Raw genomic sequence first — 25,024 nt, 5'->3', positions numbered from 1 at the left:
CCCGGCAAGACCGGACCCGTCAGTAGGCCTCCCCCACCGGCTCCTCCGGTGCGTACTCGGCGCGGCGGGCGGCCCGGTTCCAGATGACCCGTTCGCCGTAGCCGGCCGCCATCAGGTGCCCGAACGCGAGGTACGCGAGCACGCCGGCGGCGAGCACCCCGAAGCCGACCCAGAACGGCAGCGCGAGGCTGTGTTCGGCCAGTTTGCCGGAGATGATCGGCGCGGGCGCGGCGGCGCCCCAGCGGACCAGGTTGAACGCGCCGGTGGCGACGCGCCGGTCGGCGGAGCCGAGCCCGAGCGCCAGGTCGGTCAGGTTGGCGTTGGCGAGGCCCATGAACAGGCCGGCGACGACGAGGACGACGAGCGACATGGCGGTGCCGGTGGAGGTGGCGAACAGGACCATGCAGACCAGCAGGCCGAGCATTGCGACGCCGACTGTCTGCACCGCGCCGATGCGGTGGGCCAGCCGGTGCCCGATCAGCAGGATGCCGGCGGCCAGGCCGAGGCCCCAGCCGGTGAACGCCAGGCCCAGCGGGATGACGTCGAGGCGCAGGAACAGCGGCGTGTAGCCGAGCACGACGAAGAAGACGAAGTTGTACGCGGCGGTGACCACGCACAGCGCCACGAACGCGGGTCTGCGGTAGGTGGCGAAGATCTGGCCGAGGCGTACCGGCTGTTGCTTGTTCACCGGTTCGCGCAGCTTGCGGGCGGCGACGCCGAGCGCCAGCACCATGAACACGCCGCAGACGAAGAACGGCAGCCGCCAGCTCACCTCGCCGAGCAGGCCGCCGATCAGCGGGCCGACCGCGAAGCCGAGCCCGAGGGCGGTCTCGAACAGGCCGACCACCCATTCCCTGTCGTTCGCGAGGTTGACCAGCACGACCATGGCGGTGGCGAAGAACATCGCGTTGCCCAGGCCCCAGACGCCGCGCAGCACGGAGAGTTGCACGATGTCGTTGCTGAACGAGGCTCCGATGGCGGCCAGGCCGACGACCGAGACTCCGGTGACGAGCACCGGCTTGAAACCGAACCGCCCGCTGGCGAGCGTCGCCGGGATCATGCCGACGGCCATGACCGCGATGTACGCGGTGAAGAGCAGCTCGACCTGCCAGGCGGTGACGCCGATCGCCTCGCCGATGGCGGGCAGGATCGGGTCGACCACGGCGATGCCGGCGATCGCGAGGAACGCCACGAGCGTGGTGGCGTAGATGGCACTGCGGTTGGGCTCGGATCGGCGATCCACTCCGCAACCTCCCAGATAGCTGTATCGTACAGGTATTTTTCTTGTATCATACAGCTATGAGTGACGACGTCCACGCTCCCGAGGTCACCCTCGGCCGGATCGAAACCGAGGTCGCGTTGCTGATGCGCCTGGGTGAGGCCACCCGCCGGGGCACCGGCACGATGGAGCACCGGCTGCTGGACCGCGCCGCGTACGTGATCCTGCGGCACCTGGACGCGGCAGGCCCGCAGAACGTCTCGGCGCTCGCCGCGCGGCTGAACCTGGACGGCTCCACCGTCACCCGGCAGGTCTCCGCGCTCCAGCGCGACGGGCTGATCTCGCGTACCCCCGACCCGGCCGACGGGCGCGGCACGGTGATCTCCGCGACGGCGGCCGGGCTCCAGCGGATGGCCGCCGTCCGGGCGGCCCGCACCCGGTTGTACGGCGACATCCTCGCCGCCTGGCCCGAGGCGGACCGGGAGACACTGGCGGACATGTTGCACCGCCTCAACGAGGCGCTCGACACGCGCAACCGCCGCCGCTGAGGTGTTAGGAAGGGCCCCTTATTATGCAGAATGCGTTAATAAGGGGCCCTTCCTTTCACGCCACCGGCTCCCGCGCGGAGTCTCCGCGGTCGGCGGTCGCCGTCACGCGCGGGTCGCCCTCGTCGGCGAAGTAGTCGTCCGGCGTGGTGCCGTCCGGCCCGTCGGCCACCCTGGCGGCGCGCAGCACCAGCGTGAGCAGCGCGGCCACCACCAGGTTCACCAGCACCGCAACGATGCCCACGTAGATGGTCTTCGGCGTGTCGAGACCGAACTTCTCCAGCGGGAACGCCGATCCGGCGAAGTGCTTCTTTCCGGTCGCCGGGTTGCCGATCTGGTAGAGCATCCACATGCCCAGGCCCATGCCGGCCGCCCAGCCCGCGATCAGCGCGCCCCTGTGGAACCAGCGGGTGTAGAGGCCCAGCGCCACCGCGGGCAGCGTCTGGAGGATGATCACGCCGCCGATGAGCTGGAGGTCGATGGAGAACTGCGGGTCGAGGAAGACGATGCAGGCCACCGCCCCGACCTTCACCACCAGCGAGGTGATCTTCGAGACGTTCGCCTCCTGCGCCGGGGTGGCGTCCCGCTTCAGGTACTCCTTGTAGATGTTGCGGGTGAACAGGTTCGCCGCCGCGATCGACATGATCGCCGCCGGCACCAGCGCGCCGATGCCGATTGCGGCGTACGCGACCCCGGCGAACCAGTCCGGGAACTGCTGGTCGAACAGCAGCGGCACCACAGTGTTGCCGTCGGTCGTGCCCTCCTTCGCACCGGGCAGCGGCTTCACGTTCGCCGCGATGGCCATGTACCCGAGCAGCGCGATCAGACCCAGCAGCAGGCTGTACGCGGGCAGCGCGGACATGTTCCGCTTGATCACGTCGCGGTTCCGGCTGGCCAGCACGCCGGTGATGCTGTGCGGGTAGAGGAACAGCGCCAGCGCCGAGCCGAACGCCAGCGTCACGTACTGGATCTGGTTGTTCTGGTTGAGCAGGATGCCGTCGCCGGGCGCGGGTGACGCCTGGAACTTCGCGTCGGCGGCGTCGAAGATGGCGCCCCAGCCGCCGAGCTTGTACGGCAGCCAGATCACCGCGACCAGGATCACGATGTAGATCAGTGAGTCCTTGACGAACGCGATCAGCGCCGGGGCGCGCAGCCCGGACTGGTACGTGTACGCGGCCAGGATCGCGAACGCGATGATGATCGGCAGGTGCCGGGCCAGCGCGCTGTCCCCTGTGACGCCCATGGTCTTGAGCACCGCCTCGATGCCGACCAGTTGCAGCGCGATGTACGGCATCGTGGCGACGATGCCGGTGATCGCGACCAGCAGCGCCAGGATCGGCGAACCGAACCGGTTGCGGACGAAGTCGGCGGGGGTGACGAATCCGTGCCGGTGCGAGACCGACCAGAGCCGGCACAGCACCAGGAACACCAGCGGGTAGATGACGATCGTGTACGGCACCGCGAAGAAGCCCGCCGCGCCGGCCCCGAAGATCAGCGCCGGGACCGCCACGAACGTGTACGCGGTGTAGAGGTCACCGCCGACCAGGAACCAGGTGATCCAGCCGCCGAAGCTGCGCCCGCCCAGTCCCCACTCGTCCAGGTGGGCCATGTCCGTCGGTCTGCGCCACCGTGCAGCCACGAAACCCATGGCGCTGACCAGCAGGAACAGCAGCGTGAAGACGATGATCTCGGTGAGGTGGTCCCGCCACATCAGTGGTCACCCCGCTTCTTGGTCATCTGGTAGACCAGCGTGGTGGTGCCGACGCCGAGCAGGATCCAGGCCAGTTGCAGCCAGTAGAAACGCGGGAAGCCGAACAGCCGGGGCGAGTCGGCGTTGAACAGTGCCGGGATCAGCGGCACCACGATCGGGATGAAGAGCAACCAGTTCCAGGGACTCTTGTCCTTCGCCCTGGATCGCGCCGTGTCGAGCGCCTCCGGTTCCGGTGCGGACATGTGACACCCCTCCGGGCATTCGTAGCGGGCCATGTGACGGCCGGAGGCTACGACCCTGTGACGGGGGTCACGTCCGATCGGGTGATGTCGATGCGCCGAACGGCCGCCGGCATGCGCCGAGCGGCCGTCAGACGTCCGCGAGGTGCGAGGTGTCGTTGACCGAGCGGACCGCGACGCCGCCGTCCGGGTACAGGTCCAGCACCGAGATGCCGGCCGTGTCCAGGTAGAGCCGGTGCAGGAACGCGTCGCCGGCGGCGAGCGCGTCGCGCAGCACCAGCTTGATCGGCGAGACGTGGGAGACCACCACGACCGTCTCCCCCGGGTACGCCGACCGCAGCCGGTCGACCGCCCGCCCGGTCCGCTCGGCGACTGTCACGAACGACTCGCCCCGCGGCGGCGCGACCCGGGTGGAGGCGAGCCAGGCGTCCAGCTCGGCCGCCCAGCCCTCGCGTACCTCGGCGAACGTGTGCCCCTCCCAGACGCCGAAGTCGCACTCGATCAGGTCGTCGTCGGTGCGTACCGGCGGGTTGCCGACCTGCGCGGCGACCGCCTCGGCGGTGGCCGTACACCTCGACAGCGGGGAACTGACCACTGCGGCGACGGACGGCGCCAGCGCGGCCACCCGGGCGGCGGTGGCCCGGGCCTGGGCTCGGCCGCGCCCGGTGAGCGGCACGTCGCCCCGGCCGGAGTAGCGCTTCTGCACGGTGCGCTCGGTCTCGCCGTGCCGCACCAGGATCAGCCGGGTGGCCTCCTCGGTCGGGCGCGGCTCCCAGGAGGCGGGCGTGGTGGCCGGGTCGGTGCCGGTGGCGCGCACGACAGTCGCCTCCCGCGCCTCGGCCGCCGCCGCTGCCGGTGCGGCGCCGGACGCGGCGGCGTCCATCGCCGCGTTGGCGAGCGCGTCGGCGTGCCGGTTGCGCTCCCGGGGCACCCAGGTGAATCGTACGGCGGCGAACCGGCTGACCAGCCCGGCCGCCTGGGCGGCGAGCGGACGCAGCCCGGGGTGCTTGATCTGCCAGCGGCCGCACATCTGCTCGACCACCAGCTTGGAGTCCATCCGCGCCTCGACCTCGGCCGCGCCCAGCTCGGCGGCGGCCTCCAGCCCGGCGATCAGGCCCCGGTACTCGGCCACGTTGTTCGTCGCCGTACCGATCGACTCGGACCGTTCGGCCAGCACCTCACCGGTCTCCGGGTCGCGGACCACGGCGCCGTAGCCGGCCGGGCCGGGATTGCCCCGGGAGCCGCCGTCGGCCTCGATCACGACCGCGCGCGCCGCCACGACGGCTACAGTCCCGACTCGTTGGTCCGGACCATGATCCGCCGGCACTCCTCGCAACGGACCACGTCGTCCGGGTCGGCCTTGCGGATACGGGCCAGGTCGGCGCCGGACAGCTCCAGCCGGCAGCCGCCGCAGCGGCCACCGGTGAGCAGCGCGGCGCCCATGCCGGTGTCCTCGCGGATCTTGTCGTAGAGGCCGATCAGGTCCGCCGGGAGGTCACCGGCGAGCGGCTGGCGGGAGGTGCGCTTGAACTCCTCCTCCTTGGCGATCTCCGCCAGGGTCTCGTCGCGGCGCTGCTCGGTCGCGGCGCGGCGCTCACGGGCCTCGGCGAGCCGGCTCTCGATGCCGTCGAGCACACCCTGCGCGGTCTCCCGCTGCTCCATCAGCTCCAGCTCGGCGTCCTCCAGGTCGCTCTGCCGGCGGTTCAGCGAGACCAGCTCGTGCTGGATCGCCTCCAGCTCGCGGGCCGGGCCGCTGCCCGAGGCCAGCCGGGCCTCGTCCTTGCTCTTGCGCGCCCGCACCTGGTCGACGTCCTTCTCGATCCGGGCGATGTCCCGGTCCAGGTCGTCGACTGCCACCTGGGCGCGGACCCGCTCGTCCTCCAGCGCGGACAGCTCACGCGCGAGGGCCTCCAGCTCGGCGCGCTCCGGCAGGGTGCGGCGGCGGTGCGCGAGCTGGGCCAGCGCGGTGTCGATCGCCTGGAGGTCGAGCAGGCGGCGCTGCACCTTCGGGTCAGCCTTCACGTCGGGGCTCCTTGTCGTCCGGCCGGGGCGCGGCGGCGTGCACGGTCCACGGGTCGGTGTCCAGGTCGGACACCACGGTCTCGACGTCCAGCTCGGCGGCCAGGTAGGCGGCCAGGTCGTCCAGCCAGGGTCGCTCCGTCGCCCAGTGGGCGGCGTCCAGCAGCGCCGGGCCACCGGCGGCGAGGTGTTCCCCGGCCGGGTGGTGGCGCAGGTCCGCGGTGAGGAACGCGTCCACCCCGGCCGCGGTCGCCTCGGCGAGGAAGCCGTCCCCCGAGCCGCCGCTGACGGCGAGGGTACGAACCATACGCCCGGGATCCCCGGCGGCGCGAACTCCCCAGGCGGTGACCGGGAGCACGGCGGCGGCCAGCCGGGTCAGCTCGGCGAGCGTCATCGGGGTGGGCAGCTCGCCGATGCGGCCGATGCCCCGGCCGGGCCCGGCGGCGGGCGAGCCGGGGCGGGGCGGGTGCAGCGGACGCAGCCCGGTGAGCCCGAACCGGGCGGCGAGCGCGTCGGAGACCCCCGGGTCGGCCACGTCGGCGTTGGTGTGCGCCACGTGCAGCGCGACGTCCGCCTTGATCAACCGGTGCACGATCCGGCCCTTGTACGTGGTGGCGGCCACCGAGGAGACGCCACGCAGCAGCAGCGGGTGGTGCGCGACGATCATGTCCGCGCCGGCGTCGAGCGCCTCGTCCACGGTCTCCGGGACCACGTCCACCACGCAGGCGACCCGGCGTACCGGGTGGTCGGGCTCGCCCAGCACCAGGCCGACCCGGTCCCACTCCTCGGCCCACGCGGGCGGGTAACGGCGGTCCAGGGCGGCCACCACGTCGGCGACGGTGTGCGGCGATCCGGTTGTGCTCACGGGCGGCCAGCTTACCGGCGTCCGGGCCGGTACACGCCGACCGTCGCCGGGCGCGGCCCCCGGCGTCTGCCGAGGGCCGTGCCCACCGCGCCTCTCAGCCGACCGGGGCGACCGGCCGGGCCGCGCCGCGCAGGGCGGCCAGGCCGGCGTCCCAGGGGAAGGCGTCCGCGCGCCGGTCCCCCGTGCCGGGCGGGTGCAGGCGTACGACGTGGTCGCCGAAGACCATCCGGACGCCCCACTGCACGAGCCGGTCCAGGCTGGCCCGGAACGCCGGGTGCGCGGCCATCGCCTCGTTCGTGTACGGGACGGCAGCGATCGGCACCCCCATCCCCTGCGCCTCGATCAGCAGGCCCAGCGCCAGGGTGTCCGTGATGCCGACCGCCCACTTGTTGATCGTGTTGACGGTGGCCGGGCACACCAGCATGGCGTCGGCGGGGGGCAGCACGTCCGGGTCACCCGGGTTCTTGTAGTGCGTACGGACCGGGTGGCCGGTTTGCCGGGCCAGCTCCGTCCGGTCGACGAACTTCGCGCCGTCCGGCGTGGTGACCACGCAGACCGTCCAGTCCTCCCGCTGGGCGAGGTCGACCAGCCGGCCGACGTGACGGGCCAGCGGCGAACCGCAGGCGATGACGTAGAGCACCCGCCGGTGCCCGTTGGCGGTCTTCGGACCGCTCATACTCCGACTCCCATGTGTTCAGCCAACTCCGCGATCGGCGGAGGCGGCGCACCACGTGTGCGACGGAGAATCTCGGACATCAATTCGTGCGCTATCGGCCGGCACCGGATCTCGGAGGGCGCGAGCCGGTCACCGCGCAGCAGCATGTCCCCGGCGTTGGCGACGTCACCGATCTGGGAGTAGCCGCGGGCCAGGTCGAGCAGGTGGTGCGCGCGCCGCTCCGGCAGCAGCGCGTTGAACGCCGGCTCGGACAGCCGCATGTGGGTCTCCACCGCCCGGCCGCCGTCGCCCAGCTCGACCGCCGCCGCCGCGCGGTGCAGCTCCAGGTTGGTCGGGCCGAAGGAGGTCCAGTAGTGGTTGTGGTCGCCGCCGAGCATGGTGGCCGCCTCACCCGCGCCGGCGAGCAGGTCGTCCACTGTCGCCGAGTCACCGATCCGGGCGGCGGCCATCGCGCCCTGGAGCAGCAGCATCCCGTACACGGAGAGCCGTTCCGGCCGGACGTCGTTGTCGCCGCCGGGCGCGAGCCGCCCCGCGATGCGGACGTTCAGCTCCAGCGCCGGGCGGGGGCGGCCCATCGCGACGAGCGCGTTGCAGACGCGCGTGGTGGCGATGCCGGCCAGCAGCGGGTCGTCGGCCCGCTGGGCCACCGCCATCGACCGGTCGGCGGCGAGCCAGGCGAGGTCGCACTCGCCGAGCTTGCGCAGCACCGAGGAGGCGATCTGGTAGACCTGCCCGAGCAGGTGGGCGGCCTCGCGTACCTGGTCACCGGCGGCGTAGCCGGCGTCCGCCGCCTGGGCGTCGCGCAGCAGCTTGGGCAGCGCGCGGGTGAGCATGCCGTAGCGGCCGTACTGGTAGGTGAGCCAGGCGTGGTTCACCGCCTTGCGCATGTCGGCCAGCGGCGGAGGGTAGGGCGCCGCGTCGAAGTAGGCGCTCATCGAGTCGTACCGCTCCAGGGCGGTGCGGATCTCCTCCACCTCGACCTGGTCGATGCAGTTGAGCGCGTCGGTACGCCGCTCCGGGTCCTTGCCGTGCAGCAACTGCACGTCGATCTGGAGGATGTCGGCGATCTCGTAGAGCACGGAGAACTTGTCCAGCCGGCGGACGCCGCGCTCCACCTTGTCCACCCAGCTCTTGGACTTGCCGAGCCGGTCGGCGAAGACCTGCTGGGACATCTTGCGGCGGCTCCGCCAGTACGCCACCCGCCGGCCTATGGGCAGTTCGTCCATTCCCGCTCCCTCCCCCTCACGGCGCCGGCCGGTCCCCCCACGTCCCTCAGGCTCGCGCCGATCGCACAGGTTGTGCGTCCACCGTCCAGCCAGTTCTCGTAGTTTTCGTGCAAGTTGCACCGACCGTTAGTCACCTCAACGAGCGTGGGTTACGGCAGTGACGGCTTTCGACGTGTGGCTTGTGGACGGTTCGGCGGGACCAGAGGGGACGACAGACATGTGGAGGAACGTCCGACCGCGCGTCGCTCACCTCTCGCCGCTGGAGCGGGTCCGGCTGCGCCGCGTCGCGGTGCGGTACGCGCTGCACGGCTGGCCGGTCACCCCCGGCGCCTGCCTGGCGAACAGCCGCTTCGTCTGCGGGCGGGCCGGCTGTCCCACAGTGGGCTGCCACCCGGCGCTTGAGGACTGGGAACACGCCGCCAGCGCCGACCCGGCCCGGGTGGCCACCTGGTGGCGTAACCGCCCGCACGGCATCCTGCTGCCCACCGGCCGCGCCTTCGACGTCCTGGAGGTCGCCACCCACCTGGGCCGGCAGGTCCTGGAAGCGGTCGCCACCCACCCCGCCGGGTTCGGCGTACGCGGCCCTGCGCTGGTCACCCCGACCGGCCGTTGGATGTTCCTGGTACGCCCCGGCGACCCGCTGCGGCCCGAGCTGGAGCACTGCTTCCACGTGGTACGCCACGGACCCGGCTCGTGGATCCCCGCGCCACCGACCCGGCTGCCCGAGGGGACGGTGCGCTGGGTGGTCGCGCCCGAGCAGGCCCGGTGGCAGCTACCCGACTCGTACCTGGTGCAGAACGCGCTGATCGCCGCGTTACGGGCGGCCGGGGTGACGCTCGGCGCCGACCTGTTCCCCGGTCATCTCCCGCTGCCCCGCCGCGGCCGCTGACCTCCCAGCACCCGGCCGGTGCTTCCGCAACGCGTGCTCCGACGCCGAGCGTTCTCCCTGGTCACAGCGGGTCCGGTGACCCGGACGGGTGGCCGACAGCGACCTCCCCGGCACCGGGCTCGTTGTTCCTGGCGAGGGCGCGTCCGCGCCAGAGCGGGGGTTTGACCATGTCCAGGGACGACGCTGCCCGCCACACCGGCGGTACCGAGCCGGCGCGGCCCCGCCGCCGCCTGCACCCGTGGGCCTTCACCCGACCGCTGGGCGTGCGCCCCGGCCGTCCTCGCCCCACCGGCTCCCGCCCCGCCATCCTCCACCGCCCCCTCCGCTGACCCCGCCTGCACCCTTCCCTCCCCCCCTCTCCCTTCCTCCCCCACCAGCCCACCGCCGGTTGATCAAGGAGTTTGCGTCCGCCCAGGACGCTCTGGAGGACACAAACTCCTTGGTCACCGCACCAAGGGCGGGCGGAGGGAAGGGCAGCACGCAAACGCACCGGCGGGGGCGGGAGGCGGCGGTCAGGGCAGGGTGGGGAGGGTTCGGGAGTGGTGTTGGTGGGCCTCGTCCGTGACCACGGCGTGCTGCCACGGGGACGCTAGGCGGTCCAGCCAGGCCAGGCCCGATGCGCCCATCGCCACCGCCGCTGTCGCATACGCGTCGGCCACGCCCAGGTCCGGCCCCACCACAGTCACCGAGCGCAAACCCGTCGCCGGTACGCCCCGGCGCGGGTCGAGCACGTGGTGGCCGCGCTCGTACACGCCGGAGGTGGCGACCGCCATGTCGGTGCCGGTCAGCACCAGACAGGTCGCCGCCGCGTCCCACGGATGCCGCACCCCGATCCGCCACGGCTCGCCGGCCGCGTCGCGGCCGCGTACGCGCACGTCGCCGCCCGCGTTCACGCAGTGGTTCGGCGCGCCCGCGGCCACCAGCCGGTCCGAGGCGACCTGCGCCGCCCAGCCCTTCACGTAGCCGGACGGGTCGAGGCGACCGGTCGCGTACGCGTCGAAGAACCCGTCGGTGACGGTCCACAGGTCGGCGCAGGCGGCCAGCACGGCCCGCAGGTCGGCGGAGGCGTCGGCGACCCGCAGGTCGCCCCGGTCGATCCGGCACACCTCGCTGTCGTCGCGGTACGTGCTGAACCGCGCGTCCACCTCGCGCAGCCAGCCGAACGTGTCCTCGGCCAGCTCGTGCAGGGCCTCCCCCGGCAGGTCGTCGGCCAGGTCGAGGCTGATCGCCGTACCCATGATGTGTTCGACCCGGCGAAGGCCGCGCCGGGCGGACGGACCGGGACCGACGGCACCGGCACCGGCACCGGCATGAGCCGGCACGGTCACGCCTTGTCCAGCGCGGCCTGCAACGACCGCTTGTACGCGGTGCTGGTGTAGGTGGCTCCGGACACGGTGCTCAGGTTGGCGCTCTGCCGGGCCACGACCTCGCCGGAGGTGCCGCTGTAGCGGGCCTGCACGTCGTCGCTGCGCTGCCCGGACTGCCCGCCCAGCGGCAGCCCGATCGCCGTGGCGTCGACGATCCGGCTTCCACTGAGCGTGATCCGGACCTGGAGCGAGCCGTACTCATAGGTGACCGACGGCCCGGTCACCGTGCGGGTGGTGGCCTTGGGCGCGCTGGTGGTGGTCCGCGGTGCGGCCGGTGTGGTGCGCGTGCGGGTGCCACCGCGGCTGGCCGCGCTGCGGTCGGCGGACGGCTTCGGGGTGGGCTTCGACGAGGCACGCGGCGACGGGGTGACGCCGGGCGCGGAGCCGGTGGGCGACGGCGGCTCGGGCGCGGCGGAGCCGCCCGGGGCGACCGGGGCCAGCGCGGCCGGTACATCCGCTCCGGCCTGCCCGGCGCCCGGCGCGCCCTTGAGCACCACCAGTGCGGTGGTGCCGGCGGCCAGGCCGGTGATCGCGAGCAGCGCGCGACGCATGGGCGGTGCCTCTCCTACAGCTCGAACGCGGTCAGGTGGATCTGGCGACGGGGCACGCCTGCCGCACGCAGCGCGGCGACTGCCTCGTCGACCAGACCGCCGGGGCCGCACAGGTAGACGTCGCGGCGGGTCAGGTCGGGCACGAGCCGGCGCAGGCCCTCGGGGTTCATCACCTGGCGGGGGCCGGGGTCGTCGCGGCGGCCGACGACGTACCAGACGGAGGTCTGCCGGGCCTGCGCGAGCCAGTCCAGCTCCTGGTGCAGCAGCACGTCGGCGGGGGTACGCGCCCGGTAGATCAGCGCCGCGCCGGGCGGCAGCTCCTCCAGCATCGCCCGCAGCGGCGCGATGCCGCTGCCCCCGGCGATGAGCAGCGCCCGTTCCCGGGTGCGGTGCGCGGCGGTGAACGTACCGGAGGGGCCCTGCGCCCAGACCCGGGTGCCGGGCGTGAGGTCGCGCAGCTCGGCGGTGTACCCGCCGACGACCTTGACGGTGATCCGCAGCCACCTGTCGTTGGCGGCGGCGGAGACGGAGAACGGGTGCGACTGCCACCAGCAGCCGGGGTTGAGGAAGCGCCAGCGGAAGAACTGGCCGCCGAGCAGGTCGATCTGGTTGAGCCGTTGCCCGGTCAGGTAGACCGAGACGGTGTCCGGGCTCTCCGCCACCACGTCGGCGACGCGCAGCCGGTGCCGCAGGTTGAACACCAGCGGCGCGAGCATCCGGCCCCACACCAGCGCGGCCACCACCAGCAGGTACGCGGCGATCCAGCCGGTACGCACCGGACCTGGTTCGTAGAGCTGCGCGCCGTTGCTGAACTGGTGCGCGTACCCGAGCAGCAGCGTGAGGTAGCTGGCGGCGTGCAGCAGGTGCCACAGCTCGTACGGCAGGCGGCGGCGCACCGCGCGTACCGCGGTGAACGCGACAGCGACCAGGATGCCCGCGGCGACGAACGCGGAGACCATGTCCTCGTAGTCGGTCAGCAGCGCGCCGACCTCGCCGAGCACCGTCTTGCGTTCCTGGCGGGAGTAGCCGACCACCAGCAGCGACATGTGCGCGAGCACCGCCACCAGCAGCGTCGCGCCGAGGTCCCGGTGCAGCCGGGAGATCCGCTCGCCGCCGAGCGCGCGTTCCAGCACGCCGAGCCGGCTCATCATCAGCACCTGGACCAGCAACAGGTAGCCGGCGAGCAGCCCGGTGATCCGGCCACCGGCGGTGAGCAGGTCGGCGGTGTCGGCGAGCGATCCGGCCGGGGTGTCCAGCCACCACGGCAGGACCGCGGCGACCAGGCCCAGCCAGAAGAGCGCGGCCAGCGCACGCCGGCCGCCGGGTCCGCGGCGCGGACGACCCGGGGGTACGGGGGCAGCCGGACGGCCGCCGTACGGGGCGGGATGCCCGGTACGGCGGCCGGCGGCGCGGGTGTCCTGGTACGTCACGCGTAGATCTTGACCGGGGTGAACTTCTGCCGGGGGAAGACCTTGTCCACCTGGGCGGTGGTCAGGCCGAAGCGTCCCTGCGCGACCGATCCGTAGACGTTGAACATGTTGTTGTACTCCGGCACGTCGCCGCTGTCCAGCTTGTCCAGTCCGTTCCAGGTGCCGAGCAGCGAACCGGCCAGCTTGCGGCCGGACAGCACGGTGACCACACCGCCGTGCCCGTGGTCGGTGCCGCCGCCGTTCGAGCCGACCCGCCGGCCGAACTCGCTGGACACCATGATGGTCACGTCCGCCGACCGGTCGCCCAGGTCGGTGAAGAACGCGGCCATCGCGTTCGCCAGTTCGTTGAGCCGCCGCCAGAGCTGGCCGCCCTCGCGGGTGCCCTGGTTCTCGTGGGTGTCGTAGCCGCCCATGCCGACCGTCGCCACCCGCACGTTCGCGCCGCCCTTGATGAGCTGGGCGAGCTGCTTGAACGCGTTCCCGACGCCCTGGTACTCGACGCCCTCGGCGGCGGCGTACGGCTTGGCGGCGAGCTTCTGCGCGGTGGCCAGCGCGCCCATCCCCTCCTGCACCGCCTCCTCGACCGGGTGGTTGATGCCGGTGAACAGGCCGCGGATCGCCTTCTCGGTGGCCGCCCGGAACTTGTCGTCGCCGTTGAGCCGCAGGTCGCCGACGCTGTTGAGGGAGATCGCGCCGTTCACGCCGACGAGCGAGCGGGGCAGCGTGCTGCCGATGCCGACGCTGCGGAACGCGGTGCCCTTGCCGAGCGAGTCGACCAGGCTGTCCAGCCAGCCTCGGCCGCCGGTCTCGCCGGGCAGGCCGCCCAGGTTGCAGGCGTCGGCGGCCTGGAAGTGGCTGCGGGACAGCCGCGGGTCCGACACGGCCGGCACGAAGCCGAGCTGCCCGGCCTTGAGCCACTTCTCCAGCGGCGCGAACGCGCTCGTCAGCTTGAAGCCGCGGGCCAGCGCCAGCGAGTCGTCACCGAGCAGCAGGTCGGGGCGCGCCTTGGCGAGCACCGGGTCGTCGGCCGGTGCGACAAGGCTCAGCCCGTCCAGCCCGCCGTAGAGGAAGACGTGGATCAGCGTGCCGGTCTTGGTCGCGGCGAACGACGCCGAGGTGGTGACGAACTGCGCCGTCGCGAGCGCGGTCGCGGTCGCGGCGGCGCCGGCGACGAAGGTACGCCGGGTGACACCCCGGCCGTCCTGCTGCGCCTCCTCGATCTCCTCCAGCCGGCGGTACCGGTCGGTCTCGGCCGCGTTCTCGGCCGCGACGATGTCCGCCTCCGCGCGCAGCAGCGCCTCGGCCGGGTTGTCGGCCAGCCGCCGCAGGTCGGGGCACTCGGGGTGCAGGGGGTACGGGTTCACGGTCATCTCCATCGAATGCCTCACCGGAGGTGGTGCTGGGGGGACGCGAGGATCGTCCGCGCGACAGCGGCGATGGCCCCGTTGAAGGTGGCGTCGACCTTGGCGCTCTCGGCCACACCGGCCACGGCGAGCACGAGCTTCTTCTCCTTGGCGCTGAGCTTCTGCTGCACCAGCCGCTGAGCCAGCGCGTCCACGTACGCCCCGGCGGTGGCCGGCGGCTTCGCGACCAGCTTCTCCGGCTTGATGAAAGTGAACTGCTTGCGCCAGCCGCCGATCAGGTCACCGGCCTCGTTCCAGCCGTCGATCATCGTCCCGGCCGAGGTCCAGGCCAGGTAGACGTCGGCGTAGCCGTCCGGGGTGGGCTTGCCCATCGGGTACTGGCCGAGTTCGCGCATCTTGTCCTGGATCTGCCGCAGGCCCTGCGCGAACGGGGTGCGCCGGTTGTCGCCGGTGAAGCCGGGGGCCGCGTCCGGCGAGACACCGAGCACCCGGTACGTGGCGACCAGGTACTCCATCGGGCGGCGTACCTTCTGGCCGATCGCCGCCCAGAACTCCGAGGAGCTGAACAGCGTCGCCAGCACCGGCCGGATCTGCCCCTTGTTCGTGGTGTACGCCTTCGCGAGCCGGTCCACCACGGACTTCGGCGGGGTGTCGGAGACGAACCGGGTGGCGAGGTTCTGTGCCACGTACCGGGCGGTCGACGGGTGCATCGCGATGTAGCGGATGTACGAGTCGATGACCTTGTCGGCGGCCACCGGGTCGTCGGAGTTGTTGGCGTGGCTGAACCCGAGGATCTTCACCTTGCCGAGGTAGTGCCGCTCGGCGAAGAACTTGTACTTGCCGTCGGCGACACCGCGTCCGGTCTGGAGCAGCGCGGCCTGGCGGACGTCCTTCTCGGTGTAGCCGCCGTCGACGCCGACCGAGTACAGCTCCAGGTTCTCCCGGGCCAGGTTCTCGTTGACCGCGTCCTTACGCGAGTCGACCTGGTTCAGGTAGAGCAGCAGCGCCGGGTGCTTGTTCGCGGCGACGAGCATCTCCGGGTAGCTGCCCAACGCGTGCTTGCGGATGACGTCCCGGTCGAACGCGTTGCGGTAGTTCTCCCCGCCGTCGAAGTCGGCGGCGACGTGCAGGAAGTCGTTCCAGAAGTCGACCATCACCTCGAAGAGCTGCCGGTCCGACCAGATCTGCCGGGCGATGGTGGCGTCCACCGTCTCCCGGGCCGGGTCGACGCCCTTCTCGTTGAGCTGCTCGCGCTGGTCGCGCAGCTGCGTCGGGCTGAGCTTGAGCGACTGCAGCTCGGCCAGCTTCAGCTCGGCCTTCGTCGGGGCGATCTTCTCCGGTTCGAGCTGCTGGCGCAGCCAGTCGTCGATGCCGAGCCGCTTGATGTCGGCCATCACCTTCGGGGTGGCGGCGAACGTGGTGCGGGTGGCGAGGTGCCGGATCGGGTCCTTGGCGAGGACCGTCTTCACAGTCACCTTGGTCGCCTCGGCGGCGGCGGCCGGGCTGCCGTAGAGCCGGCCACCGGACGGCGCGTTGCGCTTGAGCGCCTCGCCGGCCCGGGAGCCCATGTAGCTCTCGTTCTGCTCGGTGTAGGTCCGTACCGTGCTGGGCTGCTGGCCGCTGGGCCGGGCCGCGTTGCCGTCGGTGGTCACCGTACCGGTGGCGTCACCGGCCGGCGCGTCACTGAACAGGCCGCGCACCTGCGGGGACATGGCCAGGGCGGCGCCACCGGCGACCACCACGGCACCGCCGAGGGTGGCCAGCGCCCGGCGCCGGCCCCGCTTCGGGGCCTCGTCGCCGTCGTCGTCCAGGTCGGGCAGTCCGCCACCGGGCGGCGGGCCGTACCCGCCGGCGGGCTGGGCGTAACCGCCGGACTGGGGGTAGCCGGCGGGGGCCGGCGCGGCGGGGGCGAAGCCGTTCGGCCCGACCCACTGCGGGCCCTGGGCGGGGTGGGCGCCGGGGTGCGGCGCGTGCGGGTCGCGGTACCCGTCCGGATGGGGGTGCTGGTATCCGTCCCAGCCGCTGTCGTCCCGGGGTCGACGCGGTGGCACGTTCAGGTCGGCCATGTACCTATCCCGTTTTCTTCGAGCGCCGGCACGCCTGCCACCCGATGGGGGTCGGGGTGGCGCAGGGGCGGCGACGGTTGCCGGAGAAGTTGCCTACGGGAAAGTAGCCATGCCGTCCCGGCCGCTCAAGGCGCGCCGAACGCGCTCGTGAGCGCACTTAAGACGGTGCTCAGGCCCGCCGCGGAGGGCCCGTCGCGGCGGCGGGGGCGCGGCGGCGTCCGGAGCAGGGCCGACCCGGACGCGCACTGCCCGGATGCGAGGTTTCGCACAGCGGCGACGCCGCCGGGGGCGTTCATCGCCTCACCGAAAATTAAGGTACGGATAAGCCTGCGCTGAGAACCTCGTTCCGCCTGTCCGGTCCGGCGAAACAGCAGCAGCGGCGGCGCGTGACCGGCCTCCGATCCGGGTATGCCGCCGAACCGCTGAAGCCGTGAGGGGAAGGGCACCGCCATGCTCAGCCAAGAGGATCAGCGCAGGTTCGAACAGATCACCCGTCATCTGCGGGAGAGTGATCCACGCTTCTTCGCCCGGTTGGACAACCGGATCAAGGGCCGCCGGGGCCGGTACATGATGCTGTTGACGATCGTGCTGTGGGCGTCGCTGCCGGCGATGACAGTGCTCGTCGGACGGCTCGCCGGGGCGATCTGCGCGGTGGTGCTCGTCGCCAACGCCGCAGTGATGTGGCGCTTCCGCCGCCGCCTCCTTTAGGTGCAAGGAAGGGCCCCTTATTAACGCTTCCGGTAGAGGAAGGGCCCCTTATTAACGCTTCCGGTAGAGGAAGGGCCCCTTATTAACGCTCGCCTGCGGCCTCGCCGCGGCTGAACTCCCTGGGGGACGCGGCTTCGCCGCGACCGAACTCCCGGTACGCCCGGCGCAGCCGCTCGGCCAGGCCCGGCCCACCGATCATGGCACCGGGTGAACCGAGCTGGCGCAACAGCAGCTCCGAGCCGGTGGCGAGCGTGGGCGGCCGGTCCGGCAGCGGCACCGGTGACAGCCAGAACCGGTCCGGTTCGGCTTCCGCCTCGACCGGCGGCAACCCGGCCAGGGCCCGCGCCGCGCCGACCACCGGCACACCGGTCGTCCCGGCCGGCTCCGGCCCGGCGCCCGACTCCGGCCCGGCACCCGGGCCCGGCTCCGCGCCCGCACCGCCGTTTCCGCCCGCGCCACCGGCTCCGCCCGCACCACCGGCCCCGCTCGCACCACCGGCTCCGCCGGCACCGCCGGTTCCACCTGAGCTGCCGGCGTCGGCGCCGCGCAGCGTACGCAGCCGGTCGAGCAGTTCGGCGCGGGACCGGCCGCGCCAGTGCAGCAGGTGGAACGGGTCGGCGTCGAACGCCTCGGCGAGCAAGTAGAACGTGGCCGCCAGATGTTTGCACGGCACCGCGAAGTCAGGGCAGCCGCAGCGCTGGTCCAGCTCGCCGATCGCGGCCGGGAACAGCGGCGCGCCCGCCTCGGCGAACAGTTCCTCCAGTTCGGCCGGCAGGTCACCGGCGAGCAGCCGGGCGCTGAAGAACGCCTGCCCGGCCAGTTCGGCCTCGATCCGCCGCCACGTCTCCTCCGGGTACGCGGCCAGCCCGATCCGCACCGGGTAGGGCCGCGGCCGGGATCCCTGCACCTCGGCGGTGACAGTCCCCGGCGACACGTCCAGCCGGAGCACCTGCCCCCGCCGCGCGTACGCCCGGCCGCGGGTGAGCCGGGAGCCGAGCGCGAACGACTCCAGCACCTCGACGAACCGCCGGGACCACCAGGACTGCCCGATCGCGCCCCGGGTGCTGCGCGCCCGCAGGCCACCCTCGACGCGCACCGGCGGACCGTAGTCGTCAAACCCGGGGCTCACTCGACCACCGACCCGGACTCCAGCCGGAACAGGTCGCGCAGCGTGTCCGTGGACAGCTCGGTGACCCACTGCTCGCCGCTGCCCACCACCGACCGGGCCAGGCTGCGCTTGTCGGCGATCATCGCGGCCACCTTCTCCTCGACCGTGCCGGCGCAGACGAACTTGCGTACCTGCACGCGGCGGCGCTGTCCGATCCGGAACGCCCGGTCGGTGGCCTGGTCCTCGACGGCGGGGTTCCACCACCGGTCCACGTGCACCACGTGGTTGGCGGCGGTCAGGGTGAGCCCGGTGCCGCCGGCCTTGAGCGACAGGACGAACAGCGGCGGACCCTGCGGCGTCTGGAACCGGGTCACCATGGCGTCCCGTTCGGCCTTGCCGACGCCGCCGTGCAACAGCAGCACCTCCCGGCCGGTACGCGCCGACAGGTGCCCGCGCAGCATGCCGCCGAACTCGGCGTACTGGGTGAACAGCAGCGCCTTCTCCTCCGCCGCGAGCACCTCGTCGACGATCTCGTCGAGGCGTTCCAGCTTGCCGGATCGGCCGTCCAGCGCGGAGCCGTCGTGCAGCAGCTGGGCGGGATGGTTGCAGACCTGCTTGAGCCGGGTCATGGTGGCGAGCACCAGTCCGCGCCGCTCGATCCCGTCGCTGGACTCGATCTTCGCCATCATGTCGTCGACCACTGCGCGGTAGAGCGCGGCCTGCTCGGCGGTGAGGTTGCAGACCACCTCCATCTCCAGCTTCTCCGGCAGGTCGGTGATGATCGACGGGTCGGTCTTGAGGCGGCGCAGCACGAACGGGCCGGTGATCCGGCGCAGCCGCTCGGCCACCTCGGCGTCGCCGTGCCGCTCGATCGGCTCGGCGAAGCGCTTGCGGAACGTCGCGGCCGGTCCGAGCAGCCCCGGATTCGCGAACTGCATGATCGACCAGAGGTCGGCGAGCCGGTTCTCCACGGGCGTACCGGTGACCGCGACCCGGTGCCGCGCGGGCAGCGACCGGACCGCCTCGGCCTGGCGGGTCGCGGCGTTCTTGATCGCCTGCGCCTCGTCCACCACCACCCGGTGCCAGTCGACGCCTGCCAGCTCGAACGCGTCCCGGGCGGCCACCGAGTACGTGGTGAGCACCAGGTCCGCCTCGCCCACCGCGGCGGCGAAGCCCTCGCCCCGGGTGCGCTCGGCGCCGTGGTGCACGTGCACGCGCAGCGCCGGCGCGAACTTCGCGGCCTCCCGCTGCCAGTTGCCGACGAGCGACATCGGACAGACCAGCAGTGTGGGCCCGGCCTCCGGCGGGTCACCGGCGAGCAGCGCGAGCAGCTGCACGGTCTTACCGAGGCCCATGTCGTCGGCGAGGATCCCGCCGAGTCCGAGCGACTGGAGGAACGCCAGCCAGGCCAGCCCGCGCCGCTGGTACGGCCGCAGCGTCCCGCTGAAGCCCGGCGGCGGGTCGGCCGGGGTGAGACGCCGTTCCGCCTCACCTGCCAGCAGTTCGCCGAGTGCGCCGTCGGCGACCACGTCCAGCACCGGCAGCTCACCGGCCCGGTCGTCACCGGACAGTCCCATCCGCAGCAGGTCGGCCACTGTCAGCTCACCGGAGGAGCGCAGCAGCTTCAGCCCGGCCTCCAGCCGCTGCGGGTCCAGCTCGACCCACCGGCCGCGCAGCCGGACCAGCGGCGACTTCAGGTCGGCCAGCGACGCCAGTTCCTCGGCGGTCAGCGGCTCGTCGCCGAGCGCCAGCTCCCAGCGGTAGTCGACGAGCGCGTCCAGCCCCAGCTTCCCGGCGGTGGTGGCGACAGCGCCCGGGGCGGTACGGCTGCGTGCCCGCAACCGCGCCCCCAGCCGCGACGAGGAACGCCGCCACCACGACGGCAGCAGCACCCCGAACCCGGCCGCGTGCAGCACCGGCGCGCCCTCGCGCAGGAACCGGTGCGCGCCCTCGGCGTCCAGCTCCATGCCCTCGGGCGCGGCGGTACGCAGCGCGGCGTCCACCTCGGGCCACAGCCGGCTGGCCCGGCCCAGCTCGGCGAGAAGCGTCTCCTGCGGTTCCACGCCCCGGGCGGCGAGCGCCGGCGCCGGCCGCTGCCAGATGTGTGCGGCGTCCACCACGAGCCCCGGCTCGTCGGCCGGGTGCAGGCCGAACTCGACCCGCCAGGCGGCGTCCTCGACCAGTTCGGCGACCGGGTCGACGGCCGGCTCGACGAGGCGGAACGTGGCCCGTACCGCGCCGCCCGCGGCGTCGCGCTGCCAGGCGTCCAGCTCGTCGCGCAGCGTCGCCAGCGCGTCCGGCTCGGCCGGGAAGGCGCGCTCCGGGCCGGTCAGCGCGGCCAGCCAGCGCGGCACCGCGCCGACCGGACGCATCCCCCGGTGCAGCCGGGTGTCGGTCAGCGCCACCCGGGCGGCGGCGTCGACGAGCGCGTCCAGCGCCTCCGCGACCAGCTCACCGGCCCCGATGTCGTCGGCCCGCCCGGCCCACGCGCCGCCCGTCGGACCGCCCGCACCGGCCCACGCGCCGCCCGTCGGACCGCCCGCACCGGCCCACGCGCCGCCCGTCGGACCGCCCGCACCGGCCCACGCGCCGCCCGTCGGACCGCCCGCACCGGCCCACGCGCCGCCCGTCGGACCGCCCGCACCGGCCCACGCGCCGCCCGTCGGACCGCCCGCACCGGCCGACGCCGCCGCGACGGCGGCAGGTGCATCCCCGGGCTCGGGCCGCCACTCCCGGGCGGCGCGGGCCGCCGGTGGCAACGCCGTCGCCAGGTCACGCGCCCAGCCCGCATCGGTGCCGGTGAGCAGCGGCCGCCAGAGCGCCCACCCGGTCGCCACGTCGTCCACCCCAACGGCCCGCAGCCGCCGCCCGGCCCCCGCGACACCCGCGCCCGAGGCCGCCGGTGACCGCCGCGCCGAGGTCCGCCCGCCGGTCGCGGCCGATCCGCTGTCGGGTCCACCACCACCGGGGTACGCCTCGAGCACGACCGGCAGCAGCCGGCCGCGTACGACCAGGTCGGCGGCGAAGCCGGCCAGCTCGCACAGGTGACGCAGGCTCGCCCCGACCGGGCCCGGCATCGGGGCGCGCAGCAGCGCGTACGCGTCGTCCGGGGCGTACCCCAGGGCGGGAGCGCGCCATCCGGCGCGGGTGACCGGGCCGCGGACCGGTTCCCCGACGGTGGCCCGGACCAGTTCCGGCGAGTCCAGCGGCGAGCCGGCCCGGGTCGGCAGGTCCAGCAGGACGGAGATCGGCTCGCCCGGCATGCCGTCGAGCGCGGCGGCGAGCGCGGCGTGGCCGGCGGCGAACGGGTGCGGGCGCTCGCGCGGGACGCGGCCGGGACGGCGGGGCGCGCGGGCCGGAAGCGTGCTGTCCTCGGCCCACAGGGCGAGCCCGGCGCCGGGCAGCCACAACCCGTGGATGACCAGCACTGTTCCCCCTCGACGACGTCCCCGGGGCCGGAAGACGGCGCCCGGGGAGCCAGGATAGGCCGCCGGACGCCGCTATCGTCGGCGCCATGGTCGACCTTCTCGTGATCGGCGGGCTCGGCGTGGACATCCGCGCCCGGGTGCCCGCCCTGCCGCCGCCCGTCGCCGACTCGCTGCTGGTGCCGCCGATCGACCTGCGGATCGGCAACACCGGCGCCGGGGTCGCGCTGGCCGCGCACGCGCTCGGCCTGCGGGTGGCGCTCGTCGACGTGCTGGGCGCCGACCCGGCCGGCGACGTGGTGCGGGCGGCGCTGGCGCGTACCTCGATCCGGACCACGCTCGCCGACGCGCCGGCCGGCACCCGCCGCTCGGTGAACCTGGTCGACCCGGCGGGCCGGCGGATGTCGCTGCACGACCCGCGTCCCTGGTCGGGTGCGGCGCCGTTCGGCGAGGCGGAGCTTGCCGCGCTCGTCGCCGAGGCCACCCACGTCCACCTGTCGATCATGGATTGGGCACGGGACTCGCTGGCGGTGCTGCGCGCCGCCACGTCGATCTCCACCGACCTGCACGACTGGGACGGCGAGAACGACTACCACCGCCCGTTCGCCCGGATCGCGGACCTGGTCTTCGTCAGCGACACGCGGCTCGGCGAGCGGGCCGCGAAGGAGACGGCCGAGCTGGCGCCGCGCACGGTGCTGGTCACCGGCGGGGCGGCCGGCGCGACGGTGCACACCCCCGGCGTGCCGCCGACGCACGTGCCCGCCGCCACCCCGCCAGGGCCGGTGGTGGACACCAACGGCGCCGGGGACGCCTTCGCGGCCGGGGTGATCGCCGCCCGGCTGCGCGGCGCGGGCATCCTCGACGCGGCCCGGTACGCGGCCCGGGTGGCGGCTGCCGCGTGCACCCACGACGGGATGGAGTACCCGGACGGGCTGCTGCCCCGCGAGTGACCCGTCAGATCGAGCCGGTCTCGCCGTCGGTCAGCTCGCGCAGGATGTCGGCGTGCCCGGCGTGCCGGGCGGTCTCCTCGATCAGGTGCACCAGCACCCAGCGCAGCGACACCTCGCCGAGCTGCGGGTGCGGCACCACGTGGTCGAGGTCGAACCGCTCGGCGACCCGGCGGGACCGGTCGCAGGCCGCCTCGTACGCGGCGGCGAGTGTCTCGACCGTCTCGCCGGCGCCCAGCGTGAAGCTGGCGTCGGCGTCGGCCTGGGAGGTGACGTAGACGTCGCCCGGCTCGGGGGCGAACAGGCAGCGGAACCAGTTCCCCTCGACCAGGGTCAGGTGCTTGAGCAGCCCGGCCAGTGTGGTCAGCGAGGGCACCAGGCGCCGGGCGGCGTCGGCGTCGGTCAGGCCGCGCGCCTTGCGCAGCACGTTGGCACGGTGGAAGTCGAGGAACGCGTCGAGGATCGCCCGTTCGTCGCCCGTGCGGGCGAGGACCGGACCGAGTGCCGGATCGATCGTCGGGTGCGCCATCCCCGGACCCTAGTACGCGGTGTGTACGGTCCGCTGCCCCGCGTGATCCCCTGCGCGAGCGGGCCGGCCGGGGCAGGATGGGCGCATGGCTTCCTCGGTGCAGATCCCTCTGGTGGGCGGCGCGGCCGACGGCGAGACCGTCACCGTCGAGCTGGACGTCAACGGCCGTCCGCCGCTGACCCACCACCACCTCGGGTCGAACGGCCTCGCGGAGGCGCAGATCTACGAGCTGGAGTCGGACGACCAGCCGGGCCGGGAGTGGGTCTACGCCTGGCGCGGCCCGGCGGTCTGACGGCCCGGCTCACACCGCCGGCGTCAGCGTGCGGGCCCGGATGCTGTCCAGCACGCTGCGGGTCACCTGCGAGGTGCCGCGCGCCTGCTCGCAGACCTCAGCGACCCGGCGTGCGGTCTCGTCGGCCCGGGCCGCCCGCTCGTCCCACAGCCGGTCCACCTCGGCCAGCAACGGGCCCTCCACCTCCCGCTCCACGCCGCGCAGCGCCGGCACACCGAGCCGCTGGGCCAGGTCGAAGACCTTTCCGGCGTACGGCAGCGGCAGGAACGGCGTGCCCATCATGGCCGCGAAGATCAGGAAGTGCAGGCGCATGCCGACCGCGAGGTCGAAGTGGCGCATCAGGCCGAGGATCTGCGCCGGACGGTAGTCGCCGTGCAGGATCCGGCCCCGATCGGCGGCGGTCATGTGCGACAGCACGCCGTGGGAGTGCCGGATGTCGTCGCGTTCCATCGGCACGAACAGCACGTACGCGTCGATCCGGTGCACCAGGAAGTCACCGATCTGGGCGAGCAGGCGGTGGTAGCCGTCCACGTCGAGCCGTTCGGCGGCCCGGCCCGGCTCGCGCACGCTCAGCCCGACCAGCCGGGAGCCGGCCGGTACGCCCTCCTCACGCAGCCACTGCTGGGGGAACTCCTCCGGTTCGAGCAGGAACGCCGGGTCGGCGGTGACGGTGATCGGGTTGACCAGGCCGGCCTCCTCCAGCACCATCCGGGACTCCTGGTCGCGGACTGTCACCTCGACGGCCTGCGCCAGCGTCTCGCGCACCATGCCGCTGTCCAGCGTGTCGGTGAGCGGGCCGACCCCTACCGCGTACGTGATCAGCGGCAGCCCGCGCTCCTGGGCGACCCGGACCACCCGCAGGTAGCGCCGGGCCTCCTTGTCGTAGAGGATCCCGCCGCCGCCGAGGATGAGCAGGTCGAGCTGGTTGAGCACCGGGGACGAGTCGACCCGGCTGACGCCCTCCCACGGCACCGCCTCGACCTCGGGGTGGGCCAGCGCGGTGTGCGCCGGGTTGCGGGAGAAGACGATGATCCGGGCATGGGGCTCGTGGCGGCGCAGATCGTCCAGCAGACCCGTGAGGATCGCCTCGTCGCCGAGGTTGCGACCGCCGTAGGAGCCGAGCACGCCGATGGTCAGTCCGGTGCGTTCCCTCATCCGTTGCTCCTTCCCAGGGGCGTCCGCGCCAGCGTTCCCGCTGGCCGCCCCGGGTTAACGCACGGCGAGGAGGCTCAACCGGTGGCTTCGCCGACCAGACGGGAGACGAGGTCCGAGACCACCTGATCGGTGTCGAACCCGGCGTCGATCGAGGTGGTGAGCAGGTCGAGCAGGAGCCCGTCGACCGCGAAGTGCAGCAGCGCCACCTCGTACGCCCCGCCCGGCAGTCCGGCGGCGGTGTGGTGGGCGACGTCGTCGGCGTACCCCTGGCGCAGCACGCCGCCGAGCGCGGCCCGCAGCTCCGGGCGGCGGGCGGCCTCCAGCCGCAGCTCGAACAGCGCCCGGGTGAGGCCCGGTTCGCGGGTGGTGCGGGCGACGATGTCGCGCAGGTAGTCGGTCATCAGCGCGAGCGACGGCTCGCGGCGGCCGAGGTCGGCCAGCACGGCCGGGTCGGGCGCGATCCGGTCGAAGATGCGTTCGGCCAGTCCGGCGAGCAGCGCCGCGCGGGACGGGAAGTAGTTCGAGGTGGTGCCGGTGGGCACGCCCGCCTCGGCGTCGACCGCCCGGTGGGTCAGCCCGCGCGCGCCCGCCTCGGCGAGCACCCGCAGGCCGGCGTCGGCGAGCAGGGTACGGCGTTCCGGATTCCTGGCCACGCGAACACACTAGCAATAACCACGACAGGTGTTGTACATT

General features: G+C 73.4%; 23 protein-coding genes. 5 read left to right on the top strand and 18 right to left on the bottom strand.

What is annotated here, in order from left to right:
- Nucleotides 1–19 precede the first annotated feature (19 nt).
- A complete protein-coding gene (locus ML5_RS18165; RefSeq protein WP_013475664.1) occupies nt 20–1,243 on the bottom strand; it encodes an MFS transporter in 1,224 nt (407 codons plus the stop codon).
- Nucleotides 1,244–1,299: 56 nt separating this feature from the next.
- On the opposite strand from ML5_RS18165, the gene ML5_RS18160 reads away from it, so the two are divergent.
- Nucleotides 1,300–1,767 (top strand): MarR family winged helix-turn-helix transcriptional regulator, encoded by a 468-nt coding sequence (locus tag ML5_RS18160; RefSeq protein WP_013475663.1) that lies wholly within the window; start codon nt 1,300–1,302, stop codon nt 1,765–1,767.
- A gap of 55 nt (nt 1,768–1,822) precedes the next feature.
- Here the strand turns inward: ML5_RS18160 and mctP are convergent, their stop codons facing one another.
- The 7 genes from mctP to ML5_RS18125 all read right to left on the bottom strand — a co-directional run bounded on the left by mctP (nt 1,823) and on the right by ML5_RS18125 (nt 8,500).
- Entirely contained in the window at nt 1,823–3,475 is a 1,653-nt protein-coding gene (gene mctP, locus ML5_RS18155) for a monocarboxylate uptake permease MctP (protein WP_013475662.1), read from the bottom strand.
- The gene (locus ML5_RS18150; protein WP_013475661.1) at nt 3,475–3,717 is read right to left on the bottom strand and encodes a DUF3311 domain-containing protein; all 243 of its coding nucleotides are present in this window, start codon (nt 3,715–3,717) and stop codon (nt 3,475–3,477) included. Before ML5_RS18150 ends, mctP begins: the two co-directional genes overlap by 1 nt.
- Nucleotides 3,718–3,844: 127 nt before the next feature.
- A complete protein-coding gene (locus tag ML5_RS18145) occupies nt 3,845–4,993 on the bottom strand; it encodes a bifunctional RNase H/acid phosphatase (protein ID WP_013475660.1) in 1,149 nt (382 codons plus the stop codon).
- A 5-nt stretch (nt 4,994–4,998) separates the two neighbouring features.
- Nucleotides 4,999–5,736 carry a zinc ribbon domain-containing protein gene (locus ML5_RS18140; protein WP_013475659.1) on the bottom strand — a complete coding sequence of 246 codons (738 nt, stop codon included), beginning with the start codon at nt 5,734–5,736 and terminating at the stop codon, nt 4,999–5,001.
- Nucleotides 5,726–6,598, bottom strand: coding sequence for a Nif3-like dinuclear metal center hexameric protein (locus tag ML5_RS18135; protein ID WP_013287788.1), 873 nt, complete (start codon nt 6,596–6,598; stop codon nt 5,726–5,728). The genes ML5_RS18140 and ML5_RS18135 overlap by 11 nt, the downstream gene beginning before the upstream one ends.
- Before the next feature lie 94 nt (nt 6,599–6,692).
- Nucleotides 6,693–7,274, bottom strand: coding sequence for a flavoprotein (locus ML5_RS18130; protein ID WP_013475658.1), 582 nt, complete (start codon nt 7,272–7,274; stop codon nt 6,693–6,695).
- Nucleotides 7,271–8,500, bottom strand: a complete 1,230-nt coding sequence (locus ML5_RS18125; RefSeq protein ID WP_013287790.1) for a helix-turn-helix domain-containing protein — start codon at nt 8,498–8,500, stop codon at nt 7,271–7,273. Before ML5_RS18125 ends, ML5_RS18130 begins: the two co-directional genes overlap by 4 nt.
- A 217-nt stretch (nt 8,501–8,717) precedes the next feature.
- On the opposite strand from ML5_RS18125, the gene ML5_RS18120 reads away from it, so the two are divergent.
- Nucleotides 8,718–9,389 (top strand): bifunctional DNA primase/polymerase, encoded by a 672-nt coding sequence (locus tag ML5_RS18120; RefSeq protein ID WP_013475657.1) that lies wholly within the window; start codon nt 8,718–8,720, stop codon nt 9,387–9,389.
- Between the two features lie 512 nt (nt 9,390–9,901).
- On the opposite strand, the gene ML5_RS18115 is transcribed toward ML5_RS18120, so the two are convergent.
- From ML5_RS18115 to ML5_RS18095, 5 genes are all read right to left on the bottom strand, one after another.
- Entirely contained in the window at nt 9,902–10,627 is a 726-nt protein-coding gene (locus ML5_RS18115; RefSeq protein ID WP_013475656.1) for an FAD:protein FMN transferase, read from the bottom strand.
- Between the two features lie 86 nt (nt 10,628–10,713).
- Nucleotides 10,714–11,307: an FMN-binding protein gene (locus tag ML5_RS18110; RefSeq protein WP_013475655.1), complete on the bottom strand. Its 594-nt coding sequence runs from the start codon at nt 11,305–11,307 to the stop codon at nt 10,714–10,716.
- 14 nt (nt 11,308–11,321) lie between these two features.
- Nucleotides 11,322–12,737 carry a ferric reductase-like transmembrane domain-containing protein gene (locus tag ML5_RS18105; RefSeq protein WP_013287794.1) on the bottom strand — a complete coding sequence of 472 codons (1,416 nt, stop codon included), beginning with the start codon at nt 12,735–12,737 and terminating at the stop codon, nt 11,322–11,324.
- Entirely contained in the window at nt 12,734–14,107 is a 1,374-nt protein-coding gene (locus tag ML5_RS18100; RefSeq protein ID WP_236619445.1) for a DUF1501 domain-containing protein, read from the bottom strand. The genes ML5_RS18105 and ML5_RS18100 overlap by 4 nt, the downstream gene beginning before the upstream one ends.
- Before the next feature lie 14 nt (nt 14,108–14,121).
- Nucleotides 14,122–16,167: a DUF1800 domain-containing protein gene (locus ML5_RS18095; RefSeq protein WP_013475653.1), complete on the bottom strand. Its 2,046-nt coding sequence runs from the start codon at nt 16,165–16,167 to the stop codon at nt 14,122–14,124.
- A 450-nt stretch (nt 16,168–16,617) separates the two neighbouring features.
- On the opposite strand from ML5_RS18095, the gene ML5_RS18090 reads away from it, so the two are divergent.
- On the top strand, nt 16,618–16,875 hold the full coding sequence (locus ML5_RS18090) for a DUF3040 domain-containing protein (protein WP_013287797.1): 258 nt from the start codon (nt 16,618–16,620) through the stop codon (nt 16,873–16,875).
- An 82-nt stretch (nt 16,876–16,957) separates the two neighbouring features.
- On the opposite strand, the gene ML5_RS18085 is transcribed toward ML5_RS18090, so the two are convergent.
- Together ML5_RS18085 and ML5_RS18080 are read right to left on the bottom strand one after the other, a co-directional pair.
- Nucleotides 16,958–18,004 (bottom strand): SWIM zinc finger family protein, encoded by a 1,047-nt coding sequence (locus ML5_RS18085; RefSeq protein ID WP_013475652.1) that lies wholly within the window; start codon nt 18,002–18,004, stop codon nt 16,958–16,960.
- Entirely contained in the window at nt 18,001–21,411 is a 3,411-nt protein-coding gene (locus ML5_RS18080; protein WP_013475651.1) for a DEAD/DEAH box helicase, read from the bottom strand. The genes ML5_RS18085 and ML5_RS18080 overlap by 4 nt, the downstream gene beginning before the upstream one ends.
- A gap of 86 nt (nt 21,412–21,497) precedes the next feature.
- On the opposite strand from ML5_RS18080, the gene ML5_RS18075 reads away from it, so the two are divergent.
- Nucleotides 21,498–22,358 (top strand): carbohydrate kinase family protein, encoded by an 861-nt coding sequence (locus ML5_RS18075; protein ID WP_013475650.1) that lies wholly within the window; start codon nt 21,498–21,500, stop codon nt 22,356–22,358.
- A gap of 4 nt (nt 22,359–22,362) precedes the next feature.
- On the opposite strand, the gene ML5_RS18070 is transcribed toward ML5_RS18075, so the two are convergent.
- On the bottom strand, nt 22,363–22,884 hold the full coding sequence (locus tag ML5_RS18070; protein WP_013475649.1) for a DinB family protein: 522 nt from the start codon (nt 22,882–22,884) through the stop codon (nt 22,363–22,365).
- An 85-nt stretch (nt 22,885–22,969) separates the two neighbouring features.
- Between ML5_RS18070 and ML5_RS18065 the strand changes: the two genes are divergently transcribed.
- Nucleotides 22,970–23,176 carry a hypothetical protein gene (locus ML5_RS18065; protein ID WP_013287802.1) on the top strand — a complete coding sequence of 69 codons (207 nt, stop codon included), beginning with the start codon at nt 22,970–22,972 and terminating at the stop codon, nt 23,174–23,176.
- Nucleotides 23,177–23,185: 9 nt separating this feature from the next.
- Here the strand turns inward: ML5_RS18065 and ML5_RS18060 are convergent, their stop codons facing one another.
- Together ML5_RS18060 and ML5_RS18055 are read right to left on the bottom strand one after the other, a co-directional pair.
- Nucleotides 23,186–24,331: a polysaccharide pyruvyl transferase family protein gene (locus tag ML5_RS18060; protein WP_013475648.1), complete on the bottom strand. Its 1,146-nt coding sequence runs from the start codon at nt 24,329–24,331 to the stop codon at nt 23,186–23,188.
- Between the two features lie 74 nt (nt 24,332–24,405).
- A complete protein-coding gene (locus ML5_RS18055; protein WP_013475647.1) occupies nt 24,406–24,984 on the bottom strand; it encodes a TetR/AcrR family transcriptional regulator in 579 nt (192 codons plus the stop codon).
- Nucleotides 24,985–25,024: the final 40 nt, after the last annotated feature.

This window comes from Micromonospora sp. L5 (assembly GCF_000177655.2).
Taxonomy (GTDB): Bacteria; Actinomycetota; Actinomycetes; order Mycobacteriales; family Micromonosporaceae; genus Micromonospora; species Micromonospora aurantiaca.
This window is presented reverse-complemented; position numbering and strand designations above follow the sequence as displayed.

Bases quoted from the DNA above. Each gene is read 5' to 3' on its own strand.
- ML5_RS18075 (WP_013475650.1), top strand. From the start codon at position 21,498: ATGGTCGACCTTCTCGTGATCGGCGGGCTCGGCGTGGACATCCGCGCC.
- ML5_RS18120 (WP_013475657.1), top strand. From the start codon at position 8,718: ATGTGGAGGAACGTCCGACCGCGCGTCGCTCACCTCTCGCCGCTGGAG.
- ML5_RS18160 (WP_013475663.1), top strand. From the start codon at position 1,300: ATGAGTGACGACGTCCACGCTCCCGAGGTCACCCTCGGCCGGATCGAA.
- ML5_RS18115 (WP_013475656.1), bottom strand. From the start codon at position 10,627: ATGGGTACGGCGATCAGCCTCGACCTGGCCGACGACCTGCCGGGGGAG.
- ML5_RS18100 (WP_236619445.1), bottom strand. From the start codon at position 14,107: ATGACCGTGAACCCGTACCCCCTGCACCCCGAGTGCCCCGACCTGCGG.
- ML5_RS18150 (WP_013475661.1), bottom strand. From the start codon at position 3,717: ATGTCCGCACCGGAACCGGAGGCGCTCGACACGGCGCGATCCAGGGCG.
- ML5_RS18070 (WP_013475649.1), bottom strand. From the start codon at position 22,884: ATGGCGCACCCGACGATCGATCCGGCACTCGGTCCGGTCCTCGCCCGC.
- mctP (WP_013475662.1), bottom strand. From the start codon at position 3,475: ATGTGGCGGGACCACCTCACCGAGATCATCGTCTTCACGCTGCTGTTC.
- ML5_RS18090 (WP_013287797.1), top strand. From the start codon at position 16,618: ATGCTCAGCCAAGAGGATCAGCGCAGGTTCGAACAGATCACCCGTCAT.
- ML5_RS18060 (WP_013475648.1), bottom strand. From the start codon at position 24,331: ATGAGGGAACGCACCGGACTGACCATCGGCGTGCTCGGCTCCTACGGC.
- ML5_RS18095 (WP_013475653.1), bottom strand. From the start codon at position 16,167: ATGGCCGACCTGAACGTGCCACCGCGTCGACCCCGGGACGACAGCGGC.
- ML5_RS18125 (WP_013287790.1), bottom strand. From the start codon at position 8,500: ATGGACGAACTGCCCATAGGCCGGCGGGTGGCGTACTGGCGGAGCCGC.
- ML5_RS18065 (WP_013287802.1), top strand. From the start codon at position 22,970: ATGGCTTCCTCGGTGCAGATCCCTCTGGTGGGCGGCGCGGCCGACGGC.
- ML5_RS18110 (WP_013475655.1), bottom strand. From the start codon at position 11,307: ATGCGTCGCGCGCTGCTCGCGATCACCGGCCTGGCCGCCGGCACCACC.
- ML5_RS18130 (WP_013475658.1), bottom strand. From the start codon at position 7,274: ATGAGCGGTCCGAAGACCGCCAACGGGCACCGGCGGGTGCTCTACGTC.